At 74.1% G+C, this 24,298-nt stretch carries 28 protein-coding genes and 2 pseudogenes; 9 read left to right on the forward strand and 21 right to left on the reverse strand.

All coding sequences use genetic code 11. The annotated features are described in order from the left end of the window. The first annotated feature begins 116 nt into the window (after positions 1 to 116). Positions 117 to 1,157: a zinc-dependent alcohol dehydrogenase family protein gene (locus IG74_RS0102895; RefSeq protein WP_051854479.1), complete on the forward strand. Its 1,041-nt coding sequence runs from the start codon at positions 117 to 119 to the stop codon at positions 1,155 to 1,157. 18 nt (positions 1,158 to 1,175) lie between these two features. On the opposite strand, the gene IG74_RS0102900 is transcribed toward IG74_RS0102895, so the two are convergent. After that, positions 1,176 to 2,078, reverse strand: a complete 903-nt coding sequence (locus IG74_RS0102900) for a helix-turn-helix domain-containing protein (protein WP_030669033.1) — start codon at positions 2,076 to 2,078, stop codon at positions 1,176 to 1,178. 94 nt (positions 2,079 to 2,172) lie between these two features. Here IG74_RS0102900 and IG74_RS0102905 point away from each other — a divergent pair, with 94 nt between their 5' ends. Continuing rightward, the gene (locus tag IG74_RS0102905; RefSeq protein WP_078868535.1) at positions 2,173 to 3,402 is read left to right on the forward strand and encodes a sodium/calcium exchanger protein; all 1,230 of its coding nucleotides are present in this window, start codon (positions 2,173 to 2,175) and stop codon (positions 3,400 to 3,402) included. Positions 3,403 to 3,614: 212 nt separating this feature from the next. Here IG74_RS0102905 and IG74_RS52660 read toward each other — a convergent pair whose 3' ends face one another. The 6 genes and pseudogenes from IG74_RS52660 to IG74_RS0102935 all read right to left on the reverse strand — a co-directional run bounded on the left by IG74_RS52660 (position 3,615) and on the right by IG74_RS0102935 (position 6,713). Further along, positions 3,615 to 3,788 carry a hypothetical protein gene (locus IG74_RS52660; protein WP_199818769.1) on the reverse strand — a complete coding sequence of 58 codons (174 nt, stop codon included), beginning with the start codon at positions 3,786 to 3,788 and terminating at the stop codon, positions 3,615 to 3,617. A gap of 93 nt (positions 3,789 to 3,881) precedes the next feature. Further along, positions 3,882 to 4,637, reverse strand: a complete 756-nt coding sequence (locus tag IG74_RS47585; protein WP_030669038.1) for a helix-turn-helix domain-containing protein — start codon at positions 4,635 to 4,637, stop codon at positions 3,882 to 3,884. A gap of 32 nt (positions 4,638 to 4,669) precedes the next feature. After that, on the reverse strand, positions 4,670 to 4,885 hold the full coding sequence (locus IG74_RS50760; protein ID WP_030669041.1) for a hypothetical protein: 216 nt from the start codon (positions 4,883 to 4,885) through the stop codon (positions 4,670 to 4,672). Positions 4,886 to 5,340: 455 nt separating this feature from the next. Further along, a pseudogene (locus IG74_RS0102925) lies at positions 5,341 to 5,934 on the reverse strand (sigma-70 family RNA polymerase sigma factor); the annotation flags it as partial. After that, a complete protein-coding gene (locus IG74_RS47590) occupies positions 5,931 to 6,494 on the reverse strand; it encodes an RNA polymerase sigma factor (RefSeq protein WP_051854481.1) in 564 nt (187 codons plus the stop codon). The gene IG74_RS47590 and the pseudogene IG74_RS0102925, both read right to left, overlap by 4 nt. Beyond that, positions 6,495 to 6,713, reverse strand: a complete 219-nt coding sequence (locus IG74_RS0102935) for a hypothetical protein (RefSeq protein ID WP_158857393.1) — start codon at positions 6,711 to 6,713, stop codon at positions 6,495 to 6,497. It lies immediately after the preceding gene. A gap of 191 nt (positions 6,714 to 6,904) precedes the next feature. Here IG74_RS0102935 and IG74_RS0102940 point away from each other — a divergent pair, with 191 nt between their 5' ends. Both IG74_RS0102940 and IG74_RS0102945 read left to right on the forward strand, forming a co-directional pair. Then, positions 6,905 to 7,141: a hypothetical protein gene (locus tag IG74_RS0102940; protein WP_030669052.1), complete on the forward strand. Its 237-nt coding sequence runs from the start codon at positions 6,905 to 6,907 to the stop codon at positions 7,139 to 7,141. 208 nt (positions 7,142 to 7,349) lie between these two features. Next, positions 7,350 to 8,636, forward strand: a complete 1,287-nt coding sequence (locus IG74_RS0102945) for a serine hydrolase domain-containing protein (protein WP_078868537.1) — start codon at positions 7,350 to 7,352, stop codon at positions 8,634 to 8,636. 73 nt (positions 8,637 to 8,709) lie between these two features. Here IG74_RS0102945 and IG74_RS0102950 read toward each other — a convergent pair whose 3' ends face one another. The 4 genes from IG74_RS0102950 to cseB all read right to left on the reverse strand — a co-directional run bounded on the left by IG74_RS0102950 (position 8,710) and on the right by cseB (position 14,261). Continuing rightward, the gene (locus tag IG74_RS0102950) at positions 8,710 to 11,274 is read right to left on the reverse strand and encodes an ABC transporter permease (protein WP_030669056.1); all 2,565 of its coding nucleotides are present in this window, start codon (positions 11,272 to 11,274) and stop codon (positions 8,710 to 8,712) included. A gap of 129 nt (positions 11,275 to 11,403) precedes the next feature. Continuing rightward, complete coding sequence (locus tag IG74_RS0102955) at positions 11,404 to 12,192, reverse strand: ABC transporter ATP-binding protein (RefSeq protein ID WP_030669059.1); 789 nt, start codon at positions 12,190 to 12,192, stop codon at positions 11,404 to 11,406. 129 nt (positions 12,193 to 12,321) lie between these two features. Beyond that, complete coding sequence (locus IG74_RS0102960) at positions 12,322 to 13,593, reverse strand: sensor histidine kinase (RefSeq protein WP_051854483.1); 1,272 nt, start codon at positions 13,591 to 13,593, stop codon at positions 12,322 to 12,324. 2 nt (positions 13,594 to 13,595) lie between these two features. Continuing rightward, entirely contained in the window at positions 13,596 to 14,261 is a 666-nt protein-coding gene (gene cseB / locus IG74_RS0102965) for a two-component system response regulator CseB (protein WP_234334216.1), read from the reverse strand. Positions 14,262 to 14,709: 448 nt separating this feature from the next. Here cseB and IG74_RS0102970 point away from each other — a divergent pair, with 448 nt between their 5' ends. Next, the gene (locus IG74_RS0102970) at positions 14,710 to 15,624 is read left to right on the forward strand and encodes a sigma factor (protein ID WP_030669067.1); all 915 of its coding nucleotides are present in this window, start codon (positions 14,710 to 14,712) and stop codon (positions 15,622 to 15,624) included. A gap of 25 nt (positions 15,625 to 15,649) precedes the next feature. Here the strand turns inward: IG74_RS0102970 and IG74_RS0102975 are convergent, their stop codons facing one another. Next, positions 15,650 to 16,390 carry an SDR family oxidoreductase gene (locus IG74_RS0102975; protein ID WP_030669070.1) on the reverse strand — a complete coding sequence of 247 codons (741 nt, stop codon included), beginning with the start codon at positions 16,388 to 16,390 and terminating at the stop codon, positions 15,650 to 15,652. A gap of 265 nt (positions 16,391 to 16,655) precedes the next feature. Here IG74_RS0102975 and IG74_RS0102980 point away from each other — a divergent pair, with 265 nt between their 5' ends. Further along, positions 16,656 to 17,129: a carboxymuconolactone decarboxylase family protein gene (locus IG74_RS0102980; protein ID WP_030669073.1), complete on the forward strand. Its 474-nt coding sequence runs from the start codon at positions 16,656 to 16,658 to the stop codon at positions 17,127 to 17,129. A 16-nt stretch (positions 17,130 to 17,145) separates the two neighbouring features. Here IG74_RS0102980 and IG74_RS54135 read toward each other — a convergent pair. Continuing rightward, a pseudogene (locus tag IG74_RS54135) lies at positions 17,146 to 17,559 on the reverse strand (winged helix-turn-helix transcriptional regulator); the annotation flags it as partial. 20 nt (positions 17,560 to 17,579) lie between these two features. On the opposite strand from IG74_RS54135, the gene IG74_RS0102990 reads away from it, so the two are divergent. After that, a complete protein-coding gene (locus tag IG74_RS0102990; protein ID WP_051854484.1) occupies positions 17,580 to 18,002 on the forward strand; it encodes an enoyl-CoA hydratase-related protein in 423 nt (140 codons plus the stop codon). 212 nt (positions 18,003 to 18,214) lie between these two features. Continuing rightward, positions 18,215 to 18,622 (forward strand): RidA family protein, encoded by a 408-nt coding sequence (locus IG74_RS0102995; RefSeq protein WP_030669082.1) that lies wholly within the window; start codon positions 18,215 to 18,217, stop codon positions 18,620 to 18,622. 48 nt (positions 18,623 to 18,670) lie between these two features. On the opposite strand, the gene IG74_RS0103000 is transcribed toward IG74_RS0102995, so the two are convergent. The 5 genes from IG74_RS0103000 to IG74_RS47595 form a co-directional block, all read right to left on the reverse strand. Next, positions 18,671 to 18,934 (reverse strand): hypothetical protein, encoded by a 264-nt coding sequence (locus IG74_RS0103000; RefSeq protein ID WP_150509205.1) that lies wholly within the window; start codon positions 18,932 to 18,934, stop codon positions 18,671 to 18,673. A gap of 85 nt (positions 18,935 to 19,019) precedes the next feature. Next, positions 19,020 to 19,202: a hypothetical protein gene (locus IG74_RS0103005; protein ID WP_030669087.1), complete on the reverse strand. Its 183-nt coding sequence runs from the start codon at positions 19,200 to 19,202 to the stop codon at positions 19,020 to 19,022. Positions 19,203 to 19,557: 355 nt separating this feature from the next. Next, the gene (locus IG74_RS0103010; RefSeq protein WP_030669089.1) at positions 19,558 to 20,202 is read right to left on the reverse strand and encodes a GNAT family N-acetyltransferase; all 645 of its coding nucleotides are present in this window, start codon (positions 20,200 to 20,202) and stop codon (positions 19,558 to 19,560) included. Continuing rightward, positions 20,129 to 20,734, reverse strand: coding sequence for a DUF3995 domain-containing protein (locus tag IG74_RS0103015; protein ID WP_063761203.1), 606 nt, complete (start codon positions 20,732 to 20,734; stop codon positions 20,129 to 20,131). Before IG74_RS0103015 ends, IG74_RS0103010 begins: the two co-directional genes overlap by 74 nt. After that, positions 20,731 to 21,087: a DUF6191 domain-containing protein gene (locus IG74_RS47595; protein WP_051854485.1), complete on the reverse strand. Its 357-nt coding sequence runs from the start codon at positions 21,085 to 21,087 to the stop codon at positions 20,731 to 20,733. The genes IG74_RS0103015 and IG74_RS47595 overlap by 4 nt, the downstream gene beginning before the upstream one ends. A gap of 288 nt (positions 21,088 to 21,375) precedes the next feature. On the opposite strand from IG74_RS47595, the gene IG74_RS47600 reads away from it, so the two are divergent. Beyond that, positions 21,376 to 21,786: a hypothetical protein gene (locus IG74_RS47600; RefSeq protein WP_158857395.1), complete on the forward strand. Its 411-nt coding sequence runs from the start codon at positions 21,376 to 21,378 to the stop codon at positions 21,784 to 21,786. A gap of 19 nt (positions 21,787 to 21,805) precedes the next feature. Here IG74_RS47600 and IG74_RS0103030 read toward each other — a convergent pair whose 3' ends face one another. The 3 genes from IG74_RS0103030 to IG74_RS0103040 are packed head-to-tail and all read right to left on the reverse strand — an operon-like array spanning position 21,806 to position 24,218. Then, entirely contained in the window at positions 21,806 to 23,002 is a 1,197-nt protein-coding gene (locus IG74_RS0103030) for a winged helix DNA-binding domain-containing protein (RefSeq protein WP_030669109.1), read from the reverse strand. 44 nt (positions 23,003 to 23,046) lie between these two features. Further along, on the reverse strand, positions 23,047 to 23,463 hold the full coding sequence (locus tag IG74_RS0103035) for a VOC family protein (RefSeq protein ID WP_051854487.1): 417 nt from the start codon (positions 23,461 to 23,463) through the stop codon (positions 23,047 to 23,049). Positions 23,464 to 23,498: 35 nt separating this feature from the next. Further along, positions 23,499 to 24,218: an NADPH-dependent F420 reductase gene (locus IG74_RS0103040; RefSeq protein WP_030669115.1), complete on the reverse strand. Its 720-nt coding sequence runs from the start codon at positions 24,216 to 24,218 to the stop codon at positions 23,499 to 23,501. Positions 24,219 to 24,298: the final 80 nt, after the last annotated feature.

Here is a 24,298-nt window from a genome sequence, read left to right on the forward strand (position 1 = left end):
CCCGGGGACACCGAAGTACGACAACCATCGAAGTTTGACAGTCGTCGTACTTTCCGCTTCAGTGATCGACGGCGCCGCGGTGCGCGGTGTCCCACCTGGGGGAAGGGCGACGTGTGATGGCCAGAACGGTGCGGTTCCACGAGTACGGCGGGGCTGATGTGCTGCGGATCGAGGACGTGGAGGTGGGTGCGCCAGGACCCGGTGAACTGCTGATCCGCGTGGACGCGATCGGACTCAACCGCGCCGAGGTGCTGTTTCGCGGCGGCCACTACATCGAGGCGGTCAGGGAGTTCCCCGCGCGGCTCGGCGCGGAGGCCGCCGGTGTGGTCGAGGCCTTCGGTGCCGGGGTGACGGGGTTTCACATCGGTGACGCGGTCAGCGTGGTGCCCGCGTTCTCGATGAACGACCACGCCGTCTACGCCGAGCGCGCGATCGTCCCCGCGGCCGCGGTGGTGCACCGCCCCGAGGGCCTCGACGCGGTCGCGGGCGCGGCGGTGTGGATGCCCTATCTGACGGCGTACGGAGCCCTGGTGGAGGTCGGCGGGATGCGCGCCGGGGACACCGTGGTGCTGACCGCGGCCTCCAGCAGCGTGGGGCTCGCGGCGATTCGAACGGCCCGCCGGGTCGGGGCCGTTCCCATCGCCACCACCCGTACGCATGCCAAGAAGGACGCGCTGCTCAAGGCGGGCGCGGCCGCTGTCATCGTCACCGAGGAGGAGGACGTCGTCGAGCGGGTGCGCGCGCTGACGGGCGGCCGGGGCGCCGAGTTCGTCTTCGACGCCATCGCCGGTCCGGGGGTGCTCGACCTGGCGAAGGTCGTCGCCCCCGGCGGCACCCTCTTCCTGTACGGGGCGCTGAGCGGCAAGGTCACCCCGTACCCCGGCTTCGACCTCGGCATGCCCGCCCTGAACATCCGCACCTACACCCTGCACGAGGTGACCACCGACCCCGAACGGCTGCGCCGCGCCGAGGCGTTCGTCGCCTCCGGCCTCGCCACCGGCGCGTTCGAGCCCGTGGTCGACCGCACCTTCCCGCTGGAGGAGATCGCCGACGCGCACCGCTACCTGGAGGCGGGACGACAGGTGGGCAAGATCGTGGTGACCGTGGGGACGCACACCGTGGGGACACACACGGACAGCGACGACGCTGCCGTCTGAGCGGCCCCGCGGAAGCGCCTAGCCGTCGCGCGCGGCCCCACCCCGGGGCGCCGTCCGGAAGTCCCCCGGCGTCCACCCCGTCGTCCGCCGGAAGAACTTGCCGAAGTTCGCCGCCTCGTCGAAGCCGAGGCGGCGGCCGATCGCGGCGGCGCTCAGGTCGGTGTGGACCAGGAGCCGCTTGGCCTCAAGAGCCACGCGCGCGTCGATGACGGCTTTCGCGGGCCGTCCGGTCGCGGCGAGGCAGGCCCGCGTCAGGGTCTTGGGGGTGGTGGCGAGCCGGTCGGCGTACACCGCCACCGAGCGTTCGGCGGCGAAGCCCTCCTCCACGGCCGTGCGGAAGCGGCCGAACAGTTCGCCGGGGCCGACCGGGACGGGCTCCCCCTCCGGCTCCGGGAGCAGCGCGATCCGCAGGAGCAGCGCCGCCAGGGTGTGGCGCAGCAGATCGGTGCCGAGGTCGCGCGGCCCCGTCTCGTACGCGTCGTGGGCGGTGCCCAGCAGGTCGGTGAGGCGTGTGAGGTCCCTGAGGTCGGGGCCTCGCGCGCGCCAGTGCGCGGGCGCGAAGGGGTCGTCGAGGAGGGGTCCGATCCGCAGGGGCGGCGGGAAGTCGGGGGTGAACAGCACGAGGCGGGCGCCGAGCCCCGGCTCACGGGCGTAGGCGTGGACCTGACCGGGCCTGATCCACAGCAGGGTGCCGGGGCGGCAGGCGTGGCCGACGAAATCGACCATGTGGGTGCCGTGCCCGCGCGTGACCAGGACGAGCAGGTGGAAGTCAAGGCGCTGCGGCCCGCCACCACCCTGGTCAGGGGCGTGCTCGCGCTCCTCGGCGAGGGTCCGTACGTCGATGCCGAGGGCCGGGCAGTGCGGGTTCCGGTAGCCGATGTCACTGATCGGCTCCGCAGCGGATTGTCCGTTTTTGACCATGGCTGCTCCCGAACATACCTCGTGTTCCGGGTGGGGCGCGGGGAGTGTGGAGGGGTGCCGGAACCCCTCCCCCGTATCGCCCACGGAGGCTGCGATGACCCTGACCTCGCTCTCCCCCGCCGCCCCGCCCCGGGGCCCCGCCGTGCGCGGCCGCCTCCTGCTGGCCGCCATCGCCGCGGCCCCCGCCGTCGTGCTGCGGCTCAGCGGGGCCGAGCCCGGCCCCGTCGTGGGCATGCTGGTCTTCGGCCTCGGCGTGCTCGCCGCCGCCGTGCTGCTGATGTGGGCCGCGGAGACCGCGCGCGCCGACATCTCCGGCGCGCTCGCCCTGGCGCTGCTCGCCTTCATCGCCGTACTGCCGGAGTACGCCGTGGACCTGTACTTCGCGTACACCGGCGGCAGCGAACCCGCCAACGCCGCGTACGCGGCGGCGAACATGACCGGCGCCAACCGGCTCCTGATCGGCGTGGGCTGGCCGCTCGTCGCCCTCGCGGGCTATCTGGCCGCCCGCAGGAACGGGGCCCGCCCGGCCCTCGCGAGCACCACGCTCGGCGCGCACCGGCGCGTGGACATCGGCTTCCTGGCCGTGGCCGCGGTGTTCGCCTTCGTCCTGCCCCTGACCCGGCAGATCGCCTGGTACGTGCCGCTCCTCATCGTCCCCTGGTACGGCTTCTACCTGTGGCGCGTCGCCCGCTCGGGCCCCGGCGACGACGAGGAGTTCACGGGCGTGCCCGCGCGTCTGGCCCGGCTTCCCCGGCGCGGGCGCCGACTGACGACCACCGCGCTCTTCGTCGCGGCGGCCGCGGTCATCTTCGCCGCCGCCGAGCCCTTCGCCACCTCGCTGATCTCGGCGGGCAGTTCCCTGGGCGTCGACCGGTTCCTGCTGGTGCAGTGGGTCGCGCCGCTCGCCACCGAGGCGCCGGAGCTGATCGTCGCGGTCGTCTTCGCCTGGCGGCTGCGGGCCGACGACGGGCTCGGGGCGCTGCTCTCCAGCAAGGTCAACCAGTGGACGCTGCTCGTCGGCCTGCTGCCCGTCGCCTATCTCGCGGGAGGCGGCGGCTTCGGGATGCCCCTCGTCGGGCGCCAGGTGGACGAGGTCGCGCTGACGGCCGCGCAGACCGTGCTGGCCGTCGTCATCCTGCTGGACCTGCGCTTCCGGCTCTGGGAGGCGGCGACCCTGTTCGGCCTCTTCGGCGCCCAGTTCCTGCTGCCCGCGGAGAGCGCCCGCCTCGTCCTGACCTACGTCTACCTGGGCCTGGCCGCCGTGCTCCTCGTGCCGCGGCTGCGGCACGTGGGGCCGTCGCTGCGGGCCATCGGCGGCCGGTGAGCCACCGCGGCGGGCACCGGGCCGTAAAGGGTGCGGGCCGCGACGCTCGACGAGGTGCTACGGCACCTGCGCGCGGCCGGGTCCTGGCCGGTCTCGCGCCGCCAGGACCCCAGGCCCCCGTGTACGTGGTTCCTGGAGGCCCTCACCTCGGCGCACCTCCCTCACGGTCCCGAGGGCAGCGCACGGAAACGAGCGGGTACGGAACACCGTGCTCAGAGCGCGATGAGCCCCGCCGGGGTGGGCCTGAATCCGCAGGCCTCGAAGTAGAACGGCCGCAGTTCGTCGTCGAAGTCGACGTCCAGGACGCGATGCCCGAAGCCCTCCGCGTGCAGCGCGTTGACGTCCGCGTTGTCGAAGCCGCCCCGCCACTCGTATGTGATCGTCATGGCGCCGAGACTCGCACGCGCCGCACGGCTCATCGCGCGCGGGCCGCTCGCCGGACCGAGCCGCCCCAAAGGAGGCGGCCGCGCGGCGTCGGCTCACGTAGACCGCGCGAGCGCACGCGGTGACGGCCGGACCGTCGGTGCCGTCGGCTGGAACAGGGGCATGGCGAGGGCCACCGGAGGGAACGGGCGCGGTGTCCCCGCGGCCCGTCGCGGCGCCGTGGCGGGCCGGGCGCGGTCGTGCGGGCCCGGGCGGCCGTGGGCGGAGGCCAGGGTGCGGTTCAGGCGCTCGGCGGCGCGCAGCACCTCGCAGCGGCGCCAAGCGCGCAGCCAGGCCAGGCGCCACTGCTCCCACTCGCCGCCCGTCACGTCGCACACGCGCAGGAACGCGAAGAGCTGCTGGAGGTCGAGCATGGACTTGCCCGCCAGCATGCGCCGCACCGTGCTGTGCGGCAGTTCGCCGTGGTCCCCCGCGCGGTGCTCCATCTCGTCCATGGGCATCGCCCCGGCCTTGTAGTACAGCTGCTGCAAGGCGTGGATCAGCGCGTCCCTGTCGTACACGCGGTCCGGCCTCGGCACGCCCGCGCGCGGGTCGCGCTGCCGGTGCTCGGCGTAGCGCGCCGCCCGCCACAGGCTCCGCGCGTGTTTGACCGAGGCCCCGCAGGCCCGCGCGTAGGCCTCCACCACCGGCAGCCGGGGGATCCGGGCGCCGGTGGTGGCCCGCGAGAACGTGGTGTCGGAGAAGGCGTGGGCGGAGCGGCCCGCCAGCTCCCGGTGGGTCAGACCGGCGGCGCGCCGCTGTGCGCGCAGCCACTCCGCCAGCTTCTCCAGGCCCGGGTTGACGGTGGTCACCGGCCGCTCCGGGCGTCCCACGGCCGCCCCCGTCACCGCGCGTCCGGCGCGAGCGGGGCGCGCCGGGCCAGATGGGCGCCGACCAGGCCCGCGGCCGCCAGCACTTCGGCGATCACGACGACGGGCAGCCCGGCGACCGCGAGGGCGGCGCCGAGGACGAGCACCACGACGACGATGACGGTCTGCTCGGTTGACCGGGCCGGGGGCGTGGGCACGACGCACGACAGGCGTCGACGCGACTTCTCCATGGACTACCTCTGGATCTCGGGGTGCTGGTGTTCCGGGCCCCGCGCCACGAGGGCCGCGGGACCGACCGGGCGACGGCGTACGCCCGTCGCGCAGCATGGTGGCACCGGATCCGGGGCCCCGCCGGAGTTGATGCACCCCCGCCCCGCCTGCGTGACCGCCACCGCGCCCGGCACCCGCCGCCCCGGCTCCCGCGCACCGGTCGACCTGCGCGGATGCCGCCTGCCTGAACGCCGGTGACGTACCGCGGCGGAATTGATGCACCGAGGGGTACGTCGGGTCCCGCGGCCCGTTGCCCCTACTCGGTTCCGGGGTCCGCCGCCCGAGCCGGTCCTTCGGACCCGATCCGCTCCCACAGTGCCGCGAGCGACTCCTCGACGTGTGCCGGTGACTCGGTGCGGGACAGGGCCCGTTCGGTCGCGCGGAGCAGGTGCTGGACCGGGCCGTCGGGCAGGTCGGCGGAGTCCTCCGCGAGTGCGGTCCTGAGCCGGGCGAGGGCCGCGGCGCGGATGCGGTGGACCCTGCTGTCCGGCAGGCCGAGCACCGCGCCGATCTCGGCGTCCGTGAGGCCTTCGTAGAAGTACAGGGTGACGACGGTCTTCTCGCGCTCCGGCAGCGCGTCGACGGCCGGGGCCAGCAGCCGTCGCGACTCGTGGTCCTCGGCTGCCGCGTCCTGCGATGTGTCTTCGTGGCATGGCCCTTCGCGCCCCTCGCCGTCGGCGGGCGACGGCCGGCCGGGCAGCGCCCGGAGCTCGTCGAGCATCGCCCCGCGGATGCGGGTGATCGCGTACGTCTCGAACCTCGCGTCGCGGTCGGGGGAGAACCGGTCGATCGCGTCGATGAGCCCGCGCATCCCCGCGGAGGTGAGGTCCGCCCGCGCCGCGAGGTCCGGCGCGCCGACGCGCACGCGGCCCGCCACGTACGGCACCAGCGGGGCGTAGTGCAGGATCAGCTGGTCGCACAGCCGCTCGTCGCCGGTCGCCTTGTACGAGAGCCACAGCTCGTCCAGCGACGAGGGGGCGGCGGCACGCAGGTCGTGGCGGTTCGTCACTGCTCCTCGCCCTCCTCTCCGTCGAGCAGGCCCATGCGCCGCAGCTCCGCCGACAGCGGCGCCAGCGTCCGCCGCGCCTGGCTGAGCAGGACGCGCACGGTCGACTCCTTGACGCCCATCAGCTCGGCGACCTCGCGCGCGGGGAGACCCGCGATGTGACGGAGGGCCACCGCCTCGCGTTGCCGCTCGGGCAGCCGCGCGATCCCTCGGCACACCATGAGGTAGCCCTCCTTCACGTCCATGAGCGCCGCCATCCCGGGGGTGCGGGCCGGCTGGTCGACGTCGTCGAGAGGAGCACTGCGCGCGTGCGGGCGGCACAGGTCAACGGCCTTGCGGACCACTGTGGTGGTGAGCCAGGGGCCCCACGCCTCCACCGGCTTCGCGTGCGGGTCGTTCATGCGGCGCCAGCACTCGTAGAACGCCTCCTGCACGGCGTCGTGCGCCAGCGCGCGCATTCCCCCGCACACGAGGGCGGCCTTGCCGAGCAGCCTCGGCCGGAGCTGCCTGTACAGGGCGTCGAACGCGGCGGCGCCGACGCGCGGCCCTGGCTGACCGGGCATTCACCGCTGCTCCTCGTCGGCGACCCTGACGGTCCAGGAGACGCCGTCCTGTTCGGTCACCTCGGCGGAGCCGCCGCCCCGGGACAGCCTCCGCAGCACGGCCGTCATCGTGTCACGCCGGACCGCTTCGCGGACCCTGTACGCGTGGGCCCGCGCCACGATCCCCAGCGCGGCACCCGCGCCGCCTCCCAGACACACCCACCCCCACGCTGTGAGCACGGTGGCGTCCTCCTCTCCGCTCTTCCTGCCGCCGGGAATCCCCGACACCCCGTAGAGCGGCGCGGCCCCGAAAGTGCGTAGGCGGAGCCCCGGACTTCCCGCACGCGGTCGTGTACGCCGGGACTCCCCGGGTACCCGACGGTCTCCCACTGCGAGTCCAGCCCCTGCACACGACACGAGGGAGGTCCAGCATGACCAGCGGCACCAGGACCGGTGATGTGACCGGCACGCGGGACAAGGACTACGACCTGGTCTGGTACGTCGAGGCGTGCCTGAGCAACGCCCTGCGGCTCGAGGCGTACGTCAAGGACGCGGAGCGCGCCAAGGACACCGAGGTCGCGGAGTTGTTCCGCAAGGCGCAGGCCGACAGCCGCAAGGGCGCCGAGCTCGGCAAGAAGCTGCTGCGCTCGCGCCTGCAAGAAGGCTGACGGACCGCGACGGGCCTCCTCACCCAGCCGGTGGGGAGGCCTTCCGCCGACCGGGCGGCCGCCGTCGGCTGAACGCCGCGCCAACGTCCTCCGGCCTCACGACGCGTCAGAAACAGTCCGTCCCCCGGGCCCGATACGATCTCGATCACGTGTGGGCTCCTGCGGGCCCCGACCACTTCGAGACGCAGGCAAGGCTGGGGGAACTCCCATGGTGAGAACTGGGTTCGTACGGACGGCGACGGTGGCCGTGACCGGTGTGATGCTGGCGGCGGTGGGCACGGCCCACGCGTCGGCCGCCGAGTCCGCCGCGGAGCCGGTGCCGGACGCGGCGGGCGTCAAGGCCGCCCTGGAGCGCACCGTCGCGGCGGGCGCGCCCGGCGCGTTCGCGGTGATCCGGGACCACGACACCCCGGGCGTCGACCGCACGGTCGCCGTCGGCAAGGCGAACCTCGACGGCACTCCCATGAACGGCGAGTGGCGCTTCCGCGTCGGCAGCAACACCAAGATGTTCACCGCCGCCCTGGTGCTGCGCCTCGCCGACAAGGGCCGCGTCGACCTGGACAAGCCGGTGCGCGAGTACCTCCCGGCCGGCACCCTGCCCGCCGACTGGAACATGACCGTCCGCCAGGTGATGCAGCACCGCTCGGGCATCTACGACCACACCAACGAGCTCCTCGAGCAGCCCGGCGAGGAGACCACCGACGCGTTCGAGAAGCGCATCCGCAACACCGTGTACAAGCCTGCCGACCTCGTGGCGCGCTCGGTCAAGCGCGGCCCGCAGAGCACGCCCGGCACCAAGTACTCGTACTCGAACACCAACTACGTCCTGCTGGGCATGGCGATCGAGCACCTCACGGGCGACACGTACGCGAACGTGCTCCGCAAGGAGATCATCAAGCCGCTGGGCCTGAAGAAGACCTCGTACGTGGTCCCGAAGAAGACCATCTCCGGGTCGCACGTCACCGGCTACCTGACCAACGACGACCGCACCAAGCCGCTGCTCGACTCCACCAAGCAGAACGGCTCCTGGGTCGGCAGCGCGGGCGCCGTCATCTCCTCGGCCGCCGACATGGACCGCTTCCTCACCGCGCTCCTCTCGGGGGACTCCGGCGAGCTGATCTCCGACAAGTCGCGGGGCGAGATGACGACCGTGCTGCCCACGCCGACGGCGAACGTCAGCTACGGCCTCGGTCTGCGCGAGATCGCCCTGTCCTGCGGCAAGGTCTACGGCCACGGCGGCATCGTGCAGGGCTACCAGACCCAGTCCTTCTCCACGCGCGCGGGCGACCGCACCGTGGTGGTCTTCGCCAACGCCTCCAACAACAGCTCGGTGACGCAGGGCCTCACGAACACCCTCGAACCGGCCTTCTGCGGCAGCAAGCCGTCCCCGGCCGCGAAGAGCTCGCAGCGCGCCCCGCGCTCGGCGGACGTGAACACCGGCCGCCCCGAGCTGCGCACTCCGTGGGTGCCGGTCGTCGAGGACAGCCGCATCTGACGCCTCACCAGGTGAGCGGCCCGCGGGCGGGGTGCGTCCCCGCCTGCGGGCCCGGTCGGCCGGAAGCCGCGGGTCACGCCTCCGCGACGGCTTCCAGCGGGCTCAGGGCGGCCGCGCGGCGGGCCGGGGCGGTGGCCGCGAGCGCGCCGGTCGTCAGGGACAGCAGGCAGACGAGGAGCAGCGTCCCCCACGGCAGCCGCAAGGAGTACTGCTCCAGGGCGCCGTTGGCGAGTGAGCCGACCGCCCAGGCGGCGAACAGGCCGCCCGCGAGGCCGAGTGCGGTGCCGAACGCGGCGACGGTCACCGCCTCGACGCGGATCATCCGCCGGACCCCCGCGCGGTCCATGCCGAGGGCACGCAGCGCGCCGATCTCGCGGGTGCGTTCGGTGACCGACATGGCCAGGGTGTTCACGATGCCGAGCGCGCCGATGACGACGCCGATGGCCAGCATTCCGTACATCACGTCCAGCAGGTCGGCCATGGTGCCCGCGGCCTCGTGGACGAGTTGCCGCCGGTCGTGCACCGTGACGAGCGGGCTGTTGCCCACGGCGGTGCGCAGGCGCTGCTCGGTGGTCTTGGAGACCGTGCCGCCGTCGGTGCGGACGAGGATCCGCTGGACGGAGCCGGGGACGAGGCTGTGCCGTGCCACCTCGGCGCGGGCGCCGAGCGCGTCGCGGGCGACGGGGTTGTCCCGGTAGACACCCGCGACGGTGTACCGCTTGACCTGCTGGCTCTGCCCCATGCGGACGGCGAGCCGGCTGCCCGCTTTCACCCCCTGCTCCCGGGCGAGGGTGGCGGAGACGGCGATCCGGCCGGGGCCGAGGTCCTTGCCGGAGCCGCTGACGAACCGGAGCTTCATGACGGCGTTCACGGTGCGCGGGTCGACGCCGGAGATCTCCCGGACACCGCCGCCGACGAACAGGGTCGAGTCCGTCACGGCGGACGCGGTCCGCACCCCGGGCGCCTCGGCCACGCGCCGTACGGCGGCCGGGTCGATGCCGGTCGTGGAGGTGCGGGAGCCGACCACGTAGTCGGCGCCGAGCCCGGCCGCGGCCTGCCGGTCGAGGGCCTGGCCGGTGGAGTGGGCGACGGTGGCGAGCCCGGCGACCAGCGCGGTGCTGACCATCAGCGTCGCGGCGGTGGCCGCGGTGCGCCGCGGGTCGCGCAGCGCGTTCTCCCGCGCGAGCGTGCCGATGACGCCGAGGCGGCCGGTGAGCCGTCCGGCGAGGCGGATCACGGGCGCGGCGAGCAGCGGCGCGAGGGCGGTCAGGCCGACGCCGAGGAGGGCGCAGCCGAGCAGCGCGCTCCGCAGGTTGTCCTCCGACGCGTCCTGCGCTCCCGTGAGCGACACCAGCCAAGCGGCGCCGAGGACGATGAGCACGAGGCCCGCCACGCCCCGGGTCCGGGACCGGGCGGCGGACGGCGGCTGTTCGGCCGAGCGCAGCGCCTCGATCGGCGCGACCCTCGCCGCCCTGCGGGACGGCAGCCACGCGGCGAGCACGGTGACGCCGACGCCCAGGCCGAGCGCCGCGACGACGGCGTCCGGGCCGATCACCAGCGGGCCGTGCGGCAGCCGGTCCCCGCCGGTGGCGAGGACGGCGGGCAGCAGCGAGGCGACGCCGAGGCCGAGCAGGAAGCCGGCCGCGGACGCGACGAGGCCGACCAGGAGCGCCTCCAGGAGGACGGAGCGGGCCACTTGGCGGCGCGAGGCGCCGATCGCCCGCAGCAGGGCGATCTCCCGGGTGCGCCGCGCCACGAGCATGGTGAAGGTGTTGACGACGAGGAACGAGCCGACGAACAGGGAGACTCCGGCAAGAACCAGCGGAAGTTTCGCGTAGCCCCGGGTCAGGGTGTCGACGAGGACGGCCTGCTGGTCGGCCCGGGCGGTGCCGGTGACGGCCTCGGCGCGGTCCGCGGGAAGTACGTCGCCGACGCGCCGGGCGAGGTCGGGCGCGGCGGTGCCGGGCGCGGCCGACAGGTCGATGCCGGTGTAGTGGCCCGGGGACGCGAACAGCCTCTGGGCGGTGGCCTTGTCGAACAGGGCGAGGGTGCCGCCCGCGGTGACCCGGGTGTCGTCGGTGGTGACGATGCCGACGAGCCGCTTGGCCATGACGGGCCCGTCGGTGGCCAGGGTGACCGTGTCGCCGACGCGGAGGTGTCCGGCGTCGGCGGTGCCGCGGTCGACGGCGAGTTCACCGCTGTTCCTGGGGGCGCGGCCTTCGGCCAGGGGGTGGCGGCTGTCCTTGCCGTCCGCGCCGGGCAGGTAGGCGGCGCCCAGGTTCGCCCAGGCCTTTCCGGCCCGCAGGGGGGTGCCGTCCGCCGCGTTCAGGGTGGCGGAGCCGTCGGCGGCCGGGCGCACCGCGGCGACACCGGGTACGCCCGCCAGTCTGCGCGCGAGGGCGTCGTCGAGCGCGGTGGCGTCGCGGTGCGCGGCGGCCCGGGACGGGTCGGTCTTCGGGGTCACGGTGACCGCGATGCCCGCGAAGTCCTTCGACGCGGCGGCACGGTGGGCGGCGGCGGTGGAGTCCGCGAAGACGAGGGCGCCGCTGACGAAGGCGACGCTCAGGCAGACCGCGAGGACGGTCATGAGCTGACGGGCCTTGTGCGCCAGGATGCCGCGCAGGGCTGTTCTCAACATGGGTGACTTCCGGAGGGCGTGCGCTCGACGGCTGCGAGCGGGAGGCGTGAGCTCGACGGCCGCGAGCGGGAGGCGTGGGTCCAGCGGCCGCGAGCGGAGGGCGGGTTCGGTCCTGGGGGCGGGGCCGGGTCAGCCGGTGCGGGCGGCGCCGTCGCCGGACGTGCGCAGCATCAGGTCCATGACCCGGTCCGGTGTCGGCCGGGTCATCTCGTCGACCAGGCGGCCGTCGGCGAGGAAGACCACGCGGTCGGCGAAGCCCGCGGCGACGGGGTCGTGGGTGACCATGACCACGGTCTGGCCGAGGTCGCGCACCGAGTCGCGCAGGAAGCCGAGGACCTCGGCCCCGGCGCGGGAGTCGAGGTTGCCGGTGGGCTCGTCGGCGAAGACGACCGCGGGCCGCGAGACCAGGGCGCGGGCGACCGCGACGCGCTGCTGCTGCCCGCCGGACAGCTGGGCGGGCCGGTGGTCGAGGCGCTGGGAGAGGCCGACCATGGAGACGACGCGGTCGAGCCACTGCCGGTCGGGGCGGCGTCCCGCGATGCTCAGCGGCAGCGTGATGTTCTCCAGGGCGGTCAGCGTCGGCAGCAGGTTGAACGCCTGGAAGACGAAGCCGATCCGGTCGCGCCGCAGCTGGGTCAGGCGGCGGTCGTCCAGCGTGCCCAGTTCGGTGGTGCCGACGCGCACGGAGCCGGAGGTGGGCGTGTCGAGCCCGGCGGCGCAGTGCAGCAGGGTGGACTTGCCGCAGCCGGAGGGCCCCATGATCGCGGTGAACTCGCCCTCGCGGAAGGCGACGCTGACCCGGTCGAGGGCGACGACCCGGGTGTCGCCGCGGCCGTGGACCTTCGACAGGTCGGTGGTGGCGGCCGCGATCCCCGGCGTCGGGCGGGGCACGTACGGGGCAAGGGCGTCGGCGGTCAACGGGGGCTCCTCTTCGGGTGCGGGCGGGTGCACTTCGAAGGGTGTCCGGGGGATGTATCGGGGCCTGGGCCGGCGTGTATCGGCGCTCGCTTCGGTGTGTATCGGTTGTGCAGGGGCCGGTCGCGGCGGTCAGTCCGGCAGGCGCAGGGTCGCGACGGCGCCGCCGTCCGGGGCGTTGTCCAGGCGCAGTTCGGCGCCGAGGAGGCGGGCCTGTCCCAGGGCGATGGTCAGGCCGAGGCCGTGGCCCGAGCCGCGCTCGGCGGCGCCCGTGTGGAAGCGGCGCGGCCCGTGGCGCAGCACGTCGTCGGGGAAGCCGGGGCCGTGGTCGCGGACGACGACCGTGCGGCCCTCGACGGTGACGCGCACGGGGGTGGCCCCGTGGCGGTGGGCGTTGCTGACGAGGTTGCCGACGATGCGCTCCAGACGGCGGGGGTCGGTCTCCACGGTCGGGTCGCCCGCCGTGCCGCGGGCGTCGGCTCCGGTGACGTTTGTGACCTCGGTGGCGAAGCCGGTGCGCGTCACGGCCTCGGCGACGACGGCGCCGAGCGGCACCCGGGCGTGGACGGGCCGTTCGGCCCCGGCGTCGAGGCGGGAGATCTCCAGGAGGTCCTCGACCAGGCCGCGCAGATCGCGTACGCGGGCCCGGAGCAGGTCCTCCGTCTCGCCCGGCGGCAGCAGGTCGGCGGCGGCCAGGAGGCCGCCGACGGGGGTGCGCAGCTCGTGGGCCACGTCCGCGGTGAACTGCCGCTCGGTGCGCAGGCGGCTGCCGAGGGAGTCGGCCATGCGGTCGACGGTGGCGGCGATCTCGGCCACCTCGTCGCGGCCCTCGGTGGGTCCGGTGCGCGCGTCGAGGTCCCCGGCCGAGATGCGGCCCGCGGTCTCGGACACCCGCCGCAGCCGGCGGGCGAGCAGCCCGGCGCCGTAGACCGCGAGGGGCGCGGCCGCCGCGAGCGCGATCAGGGAGGCGAACGTCATGGTGACGTCGAGCCGCCGCAGGGTGTGGAGCTCCGGGCTCATGTTGATCCGCACGGCGAGCACCGGGCTGCCCGGTCCCGCCGTGCGCTGGGCGGCCCAGACGCTCGGGCCCAGGTTGCCCTCGACGCTGCCGTCGCGGGCGGTGTGCCGGTCGCCGTCGGCCGGGTGGCGCAGGGGCGCGGGCAGCCCGGCGGGGTCGAGCTCGGCGCCGTCCGCGAGGGTGCCGGTGCGCCGGTAGACGTCCATGGCCGAGTAGACCGTGTTGAGGGCCCGCGCGTCGGCCCGGTCGCGGATGTCCCGCTCGGTCCACACGTGGACGAGTACGCCCACCGCGGCCACGACCAGGCAGGCGGTGGCGGCGGCCAGGGCGGCGATCTTCCAGCGCAGGGAGGTGCGGCCCCGCCGGGGCCGGAGGCGCGGACGCACGGTCAGCGCCGGAGCTTGTAGCCGAAGCCGCGGACTGTCTCGATGCGGTCCCGGCCCAGCTTCCTGCGCAGCCGCTGCACGCACAGGTCCACGACCCGGCTGTCGCCGTCCCAGCCGTACTCCCACACGTCCCGCAGCAGGGTGTGCCGCTCCAGGACGACGCCCGGGCGCGCGGCGAACTCCAGGAGCAGCTTCAGTTCGGTCGGGGTGAGCGCCACCGGACGCCCGGCGACGGACACCTCCATGCCCTCGGTGTCGATGGTCAGGTCGCCGAACACCAGCGCCCGCCCCTGCGACGACGGCGCTTCGGCCGCGGTGCTCCCGGGTCCCGGGACGGGCGCGTAGGTCGCCCGCCGCAGCAGCGAGCGGATGCGGGCGACGAGTACGTACGTGTCCACGGGCTTGACCACGTAGTCGTCCGCCCCGGCCTCCAATCCGGCGACGACGTCGAGTCCGTCGCCGCGGGCGGACATCATCAGGACGGGCACCAGGCTGGTCTCGCGGACCCTGCGGCACAGGCCGATCCCGTCGAGGCCGGGCAGCAGCACGTCCAGGATCAGCAGGTCGAAGCTCTCGTCGCGGAAGAGTTCGAGACCGGTGAGGCCGTCGGCCGCGACCCTCACCCCGTAGCCGTAGCGCTCCAGGGCGACGGCGAAGGACCGGCGCATCAGGTCGTCGTCCTCCACGAGCAGCACGCGGACAGCGGGCGGAGCGGCACCGGCCGGGGCGGACGAGGACACGGGCGGCTGGCTCCTGTTCGTGGGCGGGGGGGGCGACGGCGGTCCCGGCCGCGTCTGCCTGCCGGTGACCTGAAAGGAACGATACGGCAGACACCGGGCACGGCGACCGCGCCGCAGCGGCCCGCACAGCACCCCGCCCATAGCTGCTCCTCCTTACGAATCCGCAGGTCAGGACCGCCGGAACCGGCTCTTGTCGGGCCCTGTTCCGCGCCCGGATTCGATGGGCGATCAAGCGCTCCCTGATACCTGGCGGATACAGAGCCGGGCGCCCGGATCCCGCCCGCGTGATCACCGTAGGATCGCCGTGAGCGGGCCGGCCTCGCGCCGGCGGTGCGTCCGGGCGAGGGGCACGGCGGTCGACACCTGCGGAGGCACGATGGACGAGCGCCGGGCGCTCACCTACGACTCGCTGGACGAGGCGGCGGACGCGTTCCAGCGGCTGCGGCCCCGCCTCTTCGGCATCGCGTATCGCGTCCTGGGCAGCGTGTCCGAGGCCGAGGACGTGGTCCAGGACGTGTGGGTGCGCTGGCAGGGCGCCGACCGGGGCATCGTCCTCGACGCCGGGGCGTTCCTCGCGAAGATCACCACACGGCTCGCGATCAACGTGGCCCAGTCGGCGCGGATGCGCCGCGAGGCCTATGTGGGGCCCTGGCTGCCGGAGCCCGTGGACACCAGCGTGGACCCGCAGCTCGGCGCGGAGCGCGGCGAGGCCGTCGAACTGGCGGTGCTGCTGGTCCTGCAGAAGCTCAACCCCGTGGAGCGGGCGGCCTATGTGCTGCGGGAGGCGTTCGACTACGCGTACGACGACATCGCGGGCATGCTGCGGCTCAGCCAGGCCAATACGCGGCAGGTCGTCAGCCGGGCGCGCAAGCACCTGGCCGCCGAACGCCGCGAGCCCGTCGAGGCGGCGCAGCACCGGCGGCTGCTCGAAGCCTTCGTCGCCGCCGCGCGCGACGGTGACGTCGCCGCCCTGGAGGACGTCCTGTCGGCCGACGTCGTCTCCTACTCGGACGGCAACGGCATGCGGGGCGTGGCACGGCTCGAAGTCGTGGGTGCCGCGCGCGTGGCGCGGATGAGCGTCTTCGCCAAGAAGTACTTCCCCCGGGCCGAGTACGTCCTGGCCGAGGCCAACGGCCTGCCCAGTCTGCTGCTCGTCCAGGACGCGGCCGCCGTGGCCCTGATGAGCGTCACGGTGGGCCCGGACGGAATCGACGGGCTCTACTGGATCCTGGCGCCCGACAAGCTGCGGGCGTACGAGCGGTCGGCACGCGCGCGCACCAGCCGGCCGTAGCTCCCGGGGGCGGAACTCGCGGCGATCAGTTCCGCCGGAGCCAGTCCGCGTAGCGGGTGGCGGCGGTGGGCACCGTGTCGTCGCCGGTGAGCACCCCGTCGGGGAAGCCCGCGAACAAGCTGGCGGTCTCGTCGGTGACGACCGAGCGGCCGTCGGGCTTCGCCGCCAGGGTGAGTTCACCGAGCCGGTCGAGGCGGTGGACCTCGGGGCCCGCGATGTCGCGCACGCCGTTCGACGGCGCGCCCTGCGCCGCGTCGGCCACGGCCGCGGCGACGTCGGCGGAGGCGATCGGGCGCAGCCGGAGCGAGGGCAGGCGCACGGCGCCGCCCTGGGTGGACATGTCAAGGACCGGGCCGACGAACTCGAAGAACTGGGTGGCGCGCACGATGCTGTACGGCACGCCACTGGCGCGCACGGCTTCCTCCTGGGCGACCTTGGCCCGGTAGTAGCCGTAGTCGGGCACCTGGTCGACGCCGACGATGGAGAGCGTGACGTGGTGGCGGACGCCCGCGTCGCGCTCCGCGGCGGACACGTTCCGCGCCGCGCGTGTGAAGAAGTCGAGGGCCGCCTCGGCCTCGAAGGACGGGGAGTTCGACACGTCCACGACCACGTCCGCGCCCTTGAGCGCCGGGGCCAGGCCGTCGCCGGTCAGGGTGTCGACGCCCGTGGAGGGGGCGGCCGCCACGACCTCGTGAGCACGGTCGCGCAGCAGCGTGACCACCTGGGAACCGATGAGTCCCGTACCGCCGATGACCACGATCTTCATCACTGTCTCCGTTCGCTGTGTTCGGCTCGCACGGGTCCGGCGGAGTGCGGGCTCCATCCCGTCGGACCCGGTGCGCCAGGGCGCACACCAACAAGACACGGCAGCGGCCGGATCTGTGACAGCCGCGCAGGACGGCCGCCGGAATTCCGGCGGCTTCCCGAGTCTGTCAGGCGGTGAGACGGCCGTCACACGCACGGATGTCACAGACCGCGGGGGCCGTCTCGTCCAAGGGTGTGGAAGCGCACCAACGACACAGGAGCCCACGATGACCGCTCGCCTGAACTTCTTCACCAACGCCGTCGCGACCAAGTTCGCCCGGCACCTCGTCGCGGCGGACAGGACCCTCGCGGAGTCGGGCCTCCCCGCCGCCACTCAGGAGCTGGTGAAGCTCCGCGTCAGCCAGATCAACGGCTGCGGCTTCTGCGTCGACATGCACGCCAAGGACGCCGCGCACGCCGGGGAGACCTCGACGCGCCTGAACCTGGTGGCGGTGTGGCGCGAGGCGACGGTGTTCACCGAGGCCGAGCGGGCCGCCCTGGAGCTCGCGGAGCAGGGCACCCGCATCGCCGACGCGGCCGGCGGGGTCACCGACGAGGTCTGGGCGAACGCCGCCAAGCACTACGACGAGGACCAGCTCGCGGCCCTGGTGTGCGCCATCGCGCTCATCAACGCCTTCAACCGGGGGAACGTCATCGTCCAGCAGCCCGCCGGCGGCTACGAGCCCGGCCAGCTGCACTGAGGCGGGTGACGCACGCTCAGGACCCGGCCTCCGGACCGTCCCCGGCCGGAAAGCGGGCCCGCACGGCCGGGTCGTCGAGCAGCCGGGACGGGAAGCCGGGTCCGGTGCGCACGGCCACGTCCTCGTGGCGGAGGGGCTCGGCGCAGGACGAGCAGACGACGCGGGCCCGGGTGTCGTGGCCGCAGGCGGTGTGGCGCAGGACCGTGGGCGGCCCCTCCTCACCCGACTGCCACCGGTCGCCCCAGGCGTTGATCGCGGCGAGCACGCCGAAGAAGTCGCGGCCCTTGTCCGTCAGCAGGTACTCGTGCCGGACGGGGTCGCTCTGGTAGGCGCGGCGCTCCAGGAGGCCCGCGCCCTCCAGGCGCCGGAGCCGGTCGGTGAGGGTGTTGCGGGCGATGCCCAGCGTCCCGATGAAGCCGTCGAAGCGCGTCTCCCCGTAGAAGACTCCGCGTGGCGGCCCGCGACGCGCGCTTCGCCCAGCTGGAGATCCGCCGGGGCATCTACCCCTTCGGCGGGGCCACCTTCCGCCTTCCCCGGCAGGCGGGCTGGGGCAATGCCATGCGGTGGCTCCTCACCGGCGAGGAATTCGACGCCTCGGAGGCCCACCGCATCGGCCTGGTACAGGAGGTCGTGGCGGACGGCCCCGCCGCCCGCGAGCGGGCCGCCGGGATCTCGGCCCTCATCGCGGCGAAGTCGGCGCCCCTGGGAGTGCGTACGACCCTGGAGTCCGCGCACCGGGCGCGTGAGCACGGCGACGAGAGCGCCGTCGAGCGGCTGCGCCCCGACGTCGCGCGGCTCATCGCGACCGCCGACGGGGCCGAGGGGCTGCGGTCCTTCGCCGAGCGGCGCGACGCCGTCTTCACCGGCAGCTGATCAGCCGTCGGACGTCCGGAGGCGGGCGGCCGCTGCCGTCGCACGCCGGGCTCACGGCACCCTCCGGCCCGTGGCGCGCCCGCCCGACCTGCTGGGTCACCTTGAGGTGCTCCAGTCACCAAAAAGTGCGTCCTTCCCTGCCAGCAGCCGCTCTCCTACGGTTCCTGAGTAACCGCGGGAGAGCACCCGCGTCCTGGTTTCGGAGGCACAGCATGGCCATCACTCTCGTCAACCCCGCCGGACTGCCGGAGGTCGACGCCTACCGGCAGGTGTCGATCGCGTCGGGATCGAAGCTGGTCTTCGTCTCGGGGCAGGTCGCCTGGAACGCCGAGGGGGCGACGGTCGGCGAGGGCGACCTCGCGGCCCAGGTCGAGCAGTGCTACCTCAACGTGGGCACCGCCCTGGCCGCGGCCGGCGGCTCCTTCGGCGACGTGGCGAAACTGACCGTCCACGTCGTCGACTGGACGCCCGAGAAGATGCCCCTCCTGCTGGAGGGGATCGCCCGGGCCGCCGCGAAGCTGGGGGTGACCCCGGTGGCGCCCGCCACGCTCCTCGGCGTGGCGGCCCTCGATGTGCCCGACCACCTCGTCGAGGTCGAGGCCACGGCCGTCGTCGACTGAACCGGTGGTGCCGTGGCCCCGTCCCCCGAGCCGGGGCCACGGCCCGCGCTAGTCGTTGCTGACAAGGACGTTGAGTCGGTACCTCAGAGGATCCGGCCACTCGATGTTGACCCAGATGACGTACTGGCCGTCCCTCGGAGCCACGTTGTGCACCGTCATGCGCGCGCTGCCGACGAAGGAGTCGCCGTTGGCGTCGACTTCGGTGATGGAAGCGACGATGGTGCTGCCTTTGAAGGCGACGGGCGAGTTGATGGGCTGTACGAAGCTGCCGCGTCCATTGCCGTTGAACACCCGCCGGATAACCGTGCTCATGTCCCCTCTTTCCGCTGCTGGTGGTCCGTCAGTTCCCGTGGTCCCGTGCTGTGGTCCTGCCGCTCCCCGCGTCCGGCCGCCGAGGTCACACCGCCTCGTCGTCCGCGGCTTCGAGCACCGCGGGGGCCAGGGAGCCCGCACCGGCCTCCGGGGCCTGGTCCGCGCCCTCCGACAGGGCGCTGGGCGGGGCCACGCCCGGGCCCGCGGGTTCGTCCTGGCCCGCTCCGGCCACCTGCGGCGCGGGCTCCCCTACGTGGCTGCCGCTCACACTGCTCCCCTTTCCGTGGTCCGACGCATCTCTGTGGTGTGCGGAACTCCCGTGGAACCCCTTCGCGCCCGGCGCCGGGGACCCCGGGGCGCGGAGCACGCGGCGCCAGGACGCGAAGAGGCGTAAGGAGTTGCCGGCGAGTCGCTACTGTCCCGTCGGCGCGAGGACGTGTCCATCACCCACAAGGCTCGCAAGGGGAACGGCACAACCAGTCTCGGACAAAAGCACTGTGACGAACCGTCAGCCCCGTGGCCGGATCGTCGGCCCGGCCGCCCCGTGCCCCGCCGCAACGCCGGGAGTACGCCCGGCACCCGGACCGCACCTCATGGGGTACACCCCTCGGCCCCGGCACCGTTCACGCGGCCGCTCCCCCCTGTCGTGCGGTCCAGATCCAGCCGAGGCGGCGCAGGCCCAGACGGCGGGCGACGGACTGGGAGGCGTGGTTGGTGTCGGTCGTGCTGTAGAAGAGCACTTCCTTGTTCCGGCGTTCGCGGTGGGACCAGGCCGCGACGCAGGCGGGGGCGAGGCCGCGGCCGCGGAAGTCCGGGCGCGTCCAGATGCCCGCCTCGGCGGCGGTGGCACCGGCCGCGGGCGTGTGGCAGATCGACACCGGTTCCCTGCCGCGGACGGCCATGGCCCACTCCCCGAGGCGGCCGCCGATCAGTTCGCCCCACTCGCCGGGCCGCCAGGTGCCGGGGCGGATCAACCGCTGTGCCGCGCGGCGCCCTTCGGCGGTGGACACGACGACGGGCAGCGGGGCGGGCGGCACGGCGACGCATGCCGGGAAGACCCAGCTCGGCCCGCCCTCGATGACCGCCGCTCCGGCACGGCCCTCGCCCGGCACGCCGGACCCGAGCGCGAGCAGCCGTGCCCGCGGCGACCAGGCCCACACGGCGAGCACCGTGGGGTCGCGGACCGTCGGCGGGTCACCGGAGCCGGGCACGAGGCCGTGGATCGCGTCGACCTCCGCCGCCAGGAGCCGCTTCTCGTCCCAGTGCATGGGGCGAGGCTAACTCCCTTACGGTGCGCGCCAGTTCGTGGCCCCCGTCCCGGGCGGCAGGCACGCGGGAGCGAAGGGCGGCGAGCCCGAAGGCCAGCCCCCCGGCGATGAACCAGGGGTTCCAGAGGGCCAGCGTCCAGGCCCTCTGCCCCGCGCTCACGGAACTGTCCAGGTGTGCCGTGCCGGTCAGCAGCAGCACCTCGACACCGATGCCGCGGGCCAGCAGGAGGGCGCTGACGCCCCACCCCAGCCACCTGGCAAGGAGCGCGGGAAATCCTTCGAGGCCGGGCCGGGCGAGCAGCCGTGCCAGCAGGGCGCCGAGGACGCAGAGCGCGCCGACACCCCAGAGACCGGCCACGACGAACCACAGCGGGCGCTCGGCGGCCAGCGGCCCCGCGGAGACGCTCAGGCCCACCTCGCCGCCGACGGCCCAGTAGAAGTGCAGCCCGGCGAACGCGGCCGCCCACCAGCACGCGACACGCCCCCACAGCGTGGCCGGGACTGTGCCGGTTCCCTCCGGCCGGTGTCTCACCGTCGGCCCGCACGGGCAGCGCGCTCGTCAGCGCCCGGACCGTCCGCCTCCTGTGGCACCACGATGAACGCGGTGCCCTGGGCCAGGTCGACGCTGGAGCGCGGCGGCGCGCCCTCGTCCTCGTCGTCCCGCTGGAGCAGTTCCACCCGCCGCTGCTCCAGCTCCGCCGTCTTGTTGCCGTTCACGACCGCCGTGAACTCGTCGAAGGCGATGTTCGACAACGACCGCCCGCCGCGCCGGTGCAGCCAGGGGATCAGGCCGAGGCCCGTGAACCACCGCCAGGCGCTCTCCAGCAGGGCGAACAGGACCAGGAGACACGCGAACGCCGGGAACGACATGAGCCAGATCGTCATGGACGGTCCCTCGTCGTACTGATTGCCATGGGGTCACTGTGCCGGTCCCTTCGGCACGCGGGGATCGGGCCCGCGCACGATCCGCCTCCCCCGCGCGGCGGAGGCGCCGTCAGGGAGATCCGCCGCGGGGCGGAGTGCCGTGCGGGACGAACTCCCCGGTCAAGGCTGGACGCGGGGCGCTCCGCACGTGATCATGATCATCGCCGGGCTGCCGGCCACCCCCGAGCGATTCCATCAATGCCGCTGTACCGACGGCCTCCGGGCCGCTTCAGGAGAGAAGGAACGACCATGAGACGCTCTGCCCGCACCCTGGCCATGACCGGCGCGACCGTGGCGGTCGGCGCCCTGGCACTGCTGTCCGCCCCCACCGCCCAGGCCGCGCCGGCCGCCGGGTCGGCGTGCGTCACCGTCGCCGACACCAAGTCCTTCGGGCGCGGTGAGATATCGCTGTGTCCGCAGAGCGACGGCACCACGCGGGTCACCGGCTGGGTCGAGGACCTGCTGCCCGGCAGCGGCTGGGGCAAGCCGGACGGGCGCTGCGCGGGCTGGTGGATCGAGATGGGCGCGAAGGGCGGGAAGATCGGCCCGCTGGTGTGCCCGCACTTCACGAGCTCGCACGAGACGACGTACAAGTTCGACTACGCCTTCAAGCCGGAGGCTCCGGTGACCGGCGCGAGACTGAACACCTTCACGGCCTGACGCGGCCAGCGGTCAACGGTCAGCGGCTCCGCCCGCCGCTGAGGCGGCGTTCGAGAGGGGTGCGGTAGCACGGGGTGACGCGCGTTCCGTCGAGGAAGGCGGTCAGTCGGCCGATCGCCTCCTCGACGGCCGTGCGGGCCTCGCGGCCCGGGTCGTCGAGGAGGTGGTGGCGCACGTGTCCGTCGGGCGCCTGGGACCAGGCGCCGATGACGCGGCCGTCCCACCAGACCGTGGGGCCGATGTTGCCGTTGCGGTCGAAGAGTTCGGGGGTGTGCGCCGGGTCGAGGTACCAGTCGCGGTGGCGCCAGCCCATCGCCGTGGGGTCGAGGCCGGGCAGCAGTGCGGCTTCCGGCGCGGCGGCCGGGAGCGGGTCCACGTCGTCGGGCAGCACATAGCCCGTGCCCTCGTCGATGTCGACGGCCTGCGCGGCGGTGGCCGCGAGCGCGGCGCGCGCGGCCGTGAGCGTCCAGCCCGTCCACCACTTCAGGTCGTCGACGGTGACCGGCCCGAAGGCCGCCAGATAGCGGCGGGCCAGCTCGGCCCTGGCCTCGGCGGCGGGCAGCGGCGGCAGCGGCCGCGCCGGTGCCCAGCGGAACTGCGCGGAGGTCCAGGAGCCGACCGGCCGGGAGCGCCGCACCCGCCCCTCGGCGGCCAGCACGCCGAGCACCGGCGAACTGGCCCGCTGCCGTGACGCGTAGGACTTCCCGGGGTTGACGACGAACTGCTCGCGCAAGTCCGGTACGTCGGCGGCCAGTTCGGCGGCGGAGGCCTCGCCGCGCGCCGCGAGGGCGTCGAGGAGGGCTCGTTCCACGTCGGCGTAGCGCCGCTCGTCCCAGCCGAGGGTCTCGCGCAGTTTCGCCGTGGCGTCGGCGCGGTGCGGGTCGTTGCTCTTGACGGTCGCGTGCCAGAGGGCCGGGGCGAGTGCGGCCGGGACCACGAACATGGTGCGGCGCATGCACCGTACGCGTGCGAGGTCCGGCTCCGCGCCCGGCCCCGCGGGCACGTCGTAGAGCGCGGCGTCGATGGCGGCGACCGTGGGGGCCCGCATGCGGGCGGCCGCGGCGAGGAAGACCGTCGCCGGGTCGGTGGCGTGCAGGCCGGTCAGGGCGTGCGCGACCTCCTGGGCCGATGCGGCCCTGGTGGCGGCGGTGAGGAGGTGCCGCCGGGCCAGGCGGGAGCGGCGGTCGGCGGCGGTGACGCCGGGCAGGGTGGTCATGCGGGATCCCGGGGCTCGTGGTCGATCGGGCGGGGCGGCCGGGTTCAGTGGGCGCCGTGGATGCAGAACGGCTGGCCCGACGGGTCGAGGAGGACGGTCCAGTGGTCGCCGCCGGGCTGGAAGTCGGGCTTGGTCGCGCCCCTTTCCAGGAGGTGCCGCTCCGCCGCCCGCACGTCGTCGAAGACGAGGTCCATGTGGAAGGGCAGCGGATCCTCGGGCCAGTTGGGGGCCGTGTACGACGCGCTCGTGTAGAAGAGGTACATGAGCGTGCCCACGTGGAACGCGAAGGCGACGTCCGTGCCGTGCTCGTCGGGGAACGTGTCGCTGACCTCGGTGCCGAGGGCGGCGGCGTAGAAGTCGGCGAGCTCTCGGCCGTCCTCGGCCCACAGGGCCTGGCAGATGACCTTGCCCGCCAACGGGGTGCTCGTGCTGTCGGTGTTCGTAGTGTCGGTGCTCGTCATGGTGCGTCCTTCCGATGGCGTCGGCGGCGGGCCGCTCAGCGCACGACCTTGACGCCGAAGTGGCCGCCGAACTGCTGGCCGAGGCCGAAGGCGATGGCGGAGTGCATGTGGGCGTACATCTCCATGCCGCGGGAGCAGACGAGCGGGCCGAGGTCGAGGATGTCGGTCCAGCCGTAGGACGTGAGCAGTTCGGTGACGGTCCGCTTGGCGTCGTCGTGGTCGGAGGCGACGAACATGGTGTGGTCGCCGTCGCCGATGGCCTTCGGGTTGACGACGGTGGACTGCTCCTGGGTGACGAAGCTCTTGACGACCTTCACCTCCGGCAGGGCGCGCTGGATCCGCTCGCCGAGGCTGTCGGTGTCGCAGGGGTCGAGCTTCGGCATGACGCCCCAGGGCGTGGGCCAGGGGTGCTCGGCCTCGTGCTGGTAGACGAACGGCACGGCGTAGTCGATGAGGGTCTTGCCGCTCAGGCTTGTGGCGATGCCCGTCAGGGCGGCGACGGCGTTGTGCCCGTCGATGCCGTTGATGACGACCTCGTCGGCGGCCGCGGCGGCGTCGCCGAAGCTCAGCAGGGTGACACCGGGGTGGTCGGCGAGCCACTGGCCGTAGGGCGCGTTGCCCATCATGTCGGGCTCGGTGCGGGCCAGGGTGACCTCCGGGTCGCGGGTGCCGACGAACACCTCGTGGCCGAGCTCGACGAGCTTGGCGGTGTGCTCACGGGCACCGCCGCCGGTACCGAGAACTGCGATCTTCATGACGGAGCCTTTCACTGCGGGCGGGGCCCTGGGGGCGAGCCCCCGACTGAGTGGTACAAACGTACCGTACAACGATCCCC

This window comes from Streptomyces sp. NRRL B-1347, from assembly GCF_000720325.1.
In the GTDB taxonomy this organism is placed as follows: Bacteria; Actinomycetota; Actinomycetes; order Streptomycetales; family Streptomycetaceae; genus Streptomyces.

Coding starts and splice junctions, on each gene's coding strand:
- IG74_RS0102895 (WP_051854479.1), top strand. CDS start 117: ATGGCCAGAACGGTGCGGTTCCACGAGTACGGCGGGGCTGATGTGCTG.
- IG74_RS0102900 (WP_030669033.1), bottom strand. CDS start 2,078: ATGGTCAAAAACGGACAATCCGCTGCGGAGCCGATCAGTGACATCGGC.
- IG74_RS0102905 (WP_078868535.1), top strand. CDS start 2,173: ATGACCCTGACCTCGCTCTCCCCCGCCGCCCCGCCCCGGGGCCCCGCC.
- IG74_RS52660 (WP_199818769.1), bottom strand. CDS start 3,788: ATGACGATCACATACGAGTGGCGGGGCGGCTTCGACAACGCGGACGTC.
- IG74_RS50760 (WP_030669041.1), bottom strand. CDS start 4,885: ATGGAGAAGTCGCGTCGACGCCTGTCGTGCGTCGTGCCCACGCCCCCG.
- IG74_RS47590 (WP_051854481.1), bottom strand. CDS start 6,494: ATGCCCGGTCAGCCAGGGCCGCGCGTCGGCGCCGCCGCGTTCGACGCC.
- IG74_RS0102940 (WP_030669052.1), top strand. CDS start 6,905: ATGACCAGCGGCACCAGGACCGGTGATGTGACCGGCACGCGGGACAAG.
- IG74_RS0102945 (WP_078868537.1), top strand. CDS start 7,350: ATGGTGAGAACTGGGTTCGTACGGACGGCGACGGTGGCCGTGACCGGT.
- IG74_RS0102950 (WP_030669056.1), bottom strand. CDS start 11,274: ATGTTGAGAACAGCCCTGCGCGGCATCCTGGCGCACAAGGCCCGTCAG.
- cseB (WP_234334216.1), bottom strand. CDS start 14,261: ATGCGCCGGTCCTTCGCCGTCGCCCTGGAGCGCTACGGCTACGGGGTG.
- IG74_RS0102970 (WP_030669067.1), top strand. CDS start 14,710: ATGGACGAGCGCCGGGCGCTCACCTACGACTCGCTGGACGAGGCGGCG.
- IG74_RS0102975 (WP_030669070.1), bottom strand. CDS start 16,390: ATGAAGATCGTGGTCATCGGCGGTACGGGACTCATCGGTTCCCAGGTG.
- IG74_RS0102980 (WP_030669073.1), top strand. CDS start 16,656: ATGACCGCTCGCCTGAACTTCTTCACCAACGCCGTCGCGACCAAGTTC.
- IG74_RS0102995 (WP_030669082.1), top strand. CDS start 18,215: ATGGCCATCACTCTCGTCAACCCCGCCGGACTGCCGGAGGTCGACGCC.
- IG74_RS0103000 (WP_150509205.1), bottom strand. CDS start 18,934: ATGAGCACGGTTATCCGGCGGGTGTTCAACGGCAATGGACGCGGCAGC.
- IG74_RS0103010 (WP_030669089.1), bottom strand. CDS start 20,202: ATGCACTGGGACGAGAAGCGGCTCCTGGCGGCGGAGGTCGACGCGATC.
- IG74_RS47595 (WP_051854485.1), bottom strand. CDS start 21,087: ATGACGATCTGGCTCATGTCGTTCCCGGCGTTCGCGTGTCTCCTGGTC.
- IG74_RS47600 (WP_158857395.1), top strand. CDS start 21,376: ATGAGACGCTCTGCCCGCACCCTGGCCATGACCGGCGCGACCGTGGCG.
- IG74_RS0103030 (WP_030669109.1), bottom strand. CDS start 23,002: ATGACCACCCTGCCCGGCGTCACCGCCGCCGACCGCCGCTCCCGCCTG.
- IG74_RS0103035 (WP_051854487.1), bottom strand. CDS start 23,463: ATGACGAGCACCGACACTACGAACACCGACAGCACGAGCACCCCGTTG.
- IG74_RS0103040 (WP_030669115.1), bottom strand. CDS start 24,218: ATGAAGATCGCAGTTCTCGGTACCGGCGGCGGTGCCCGTGAGCACACC.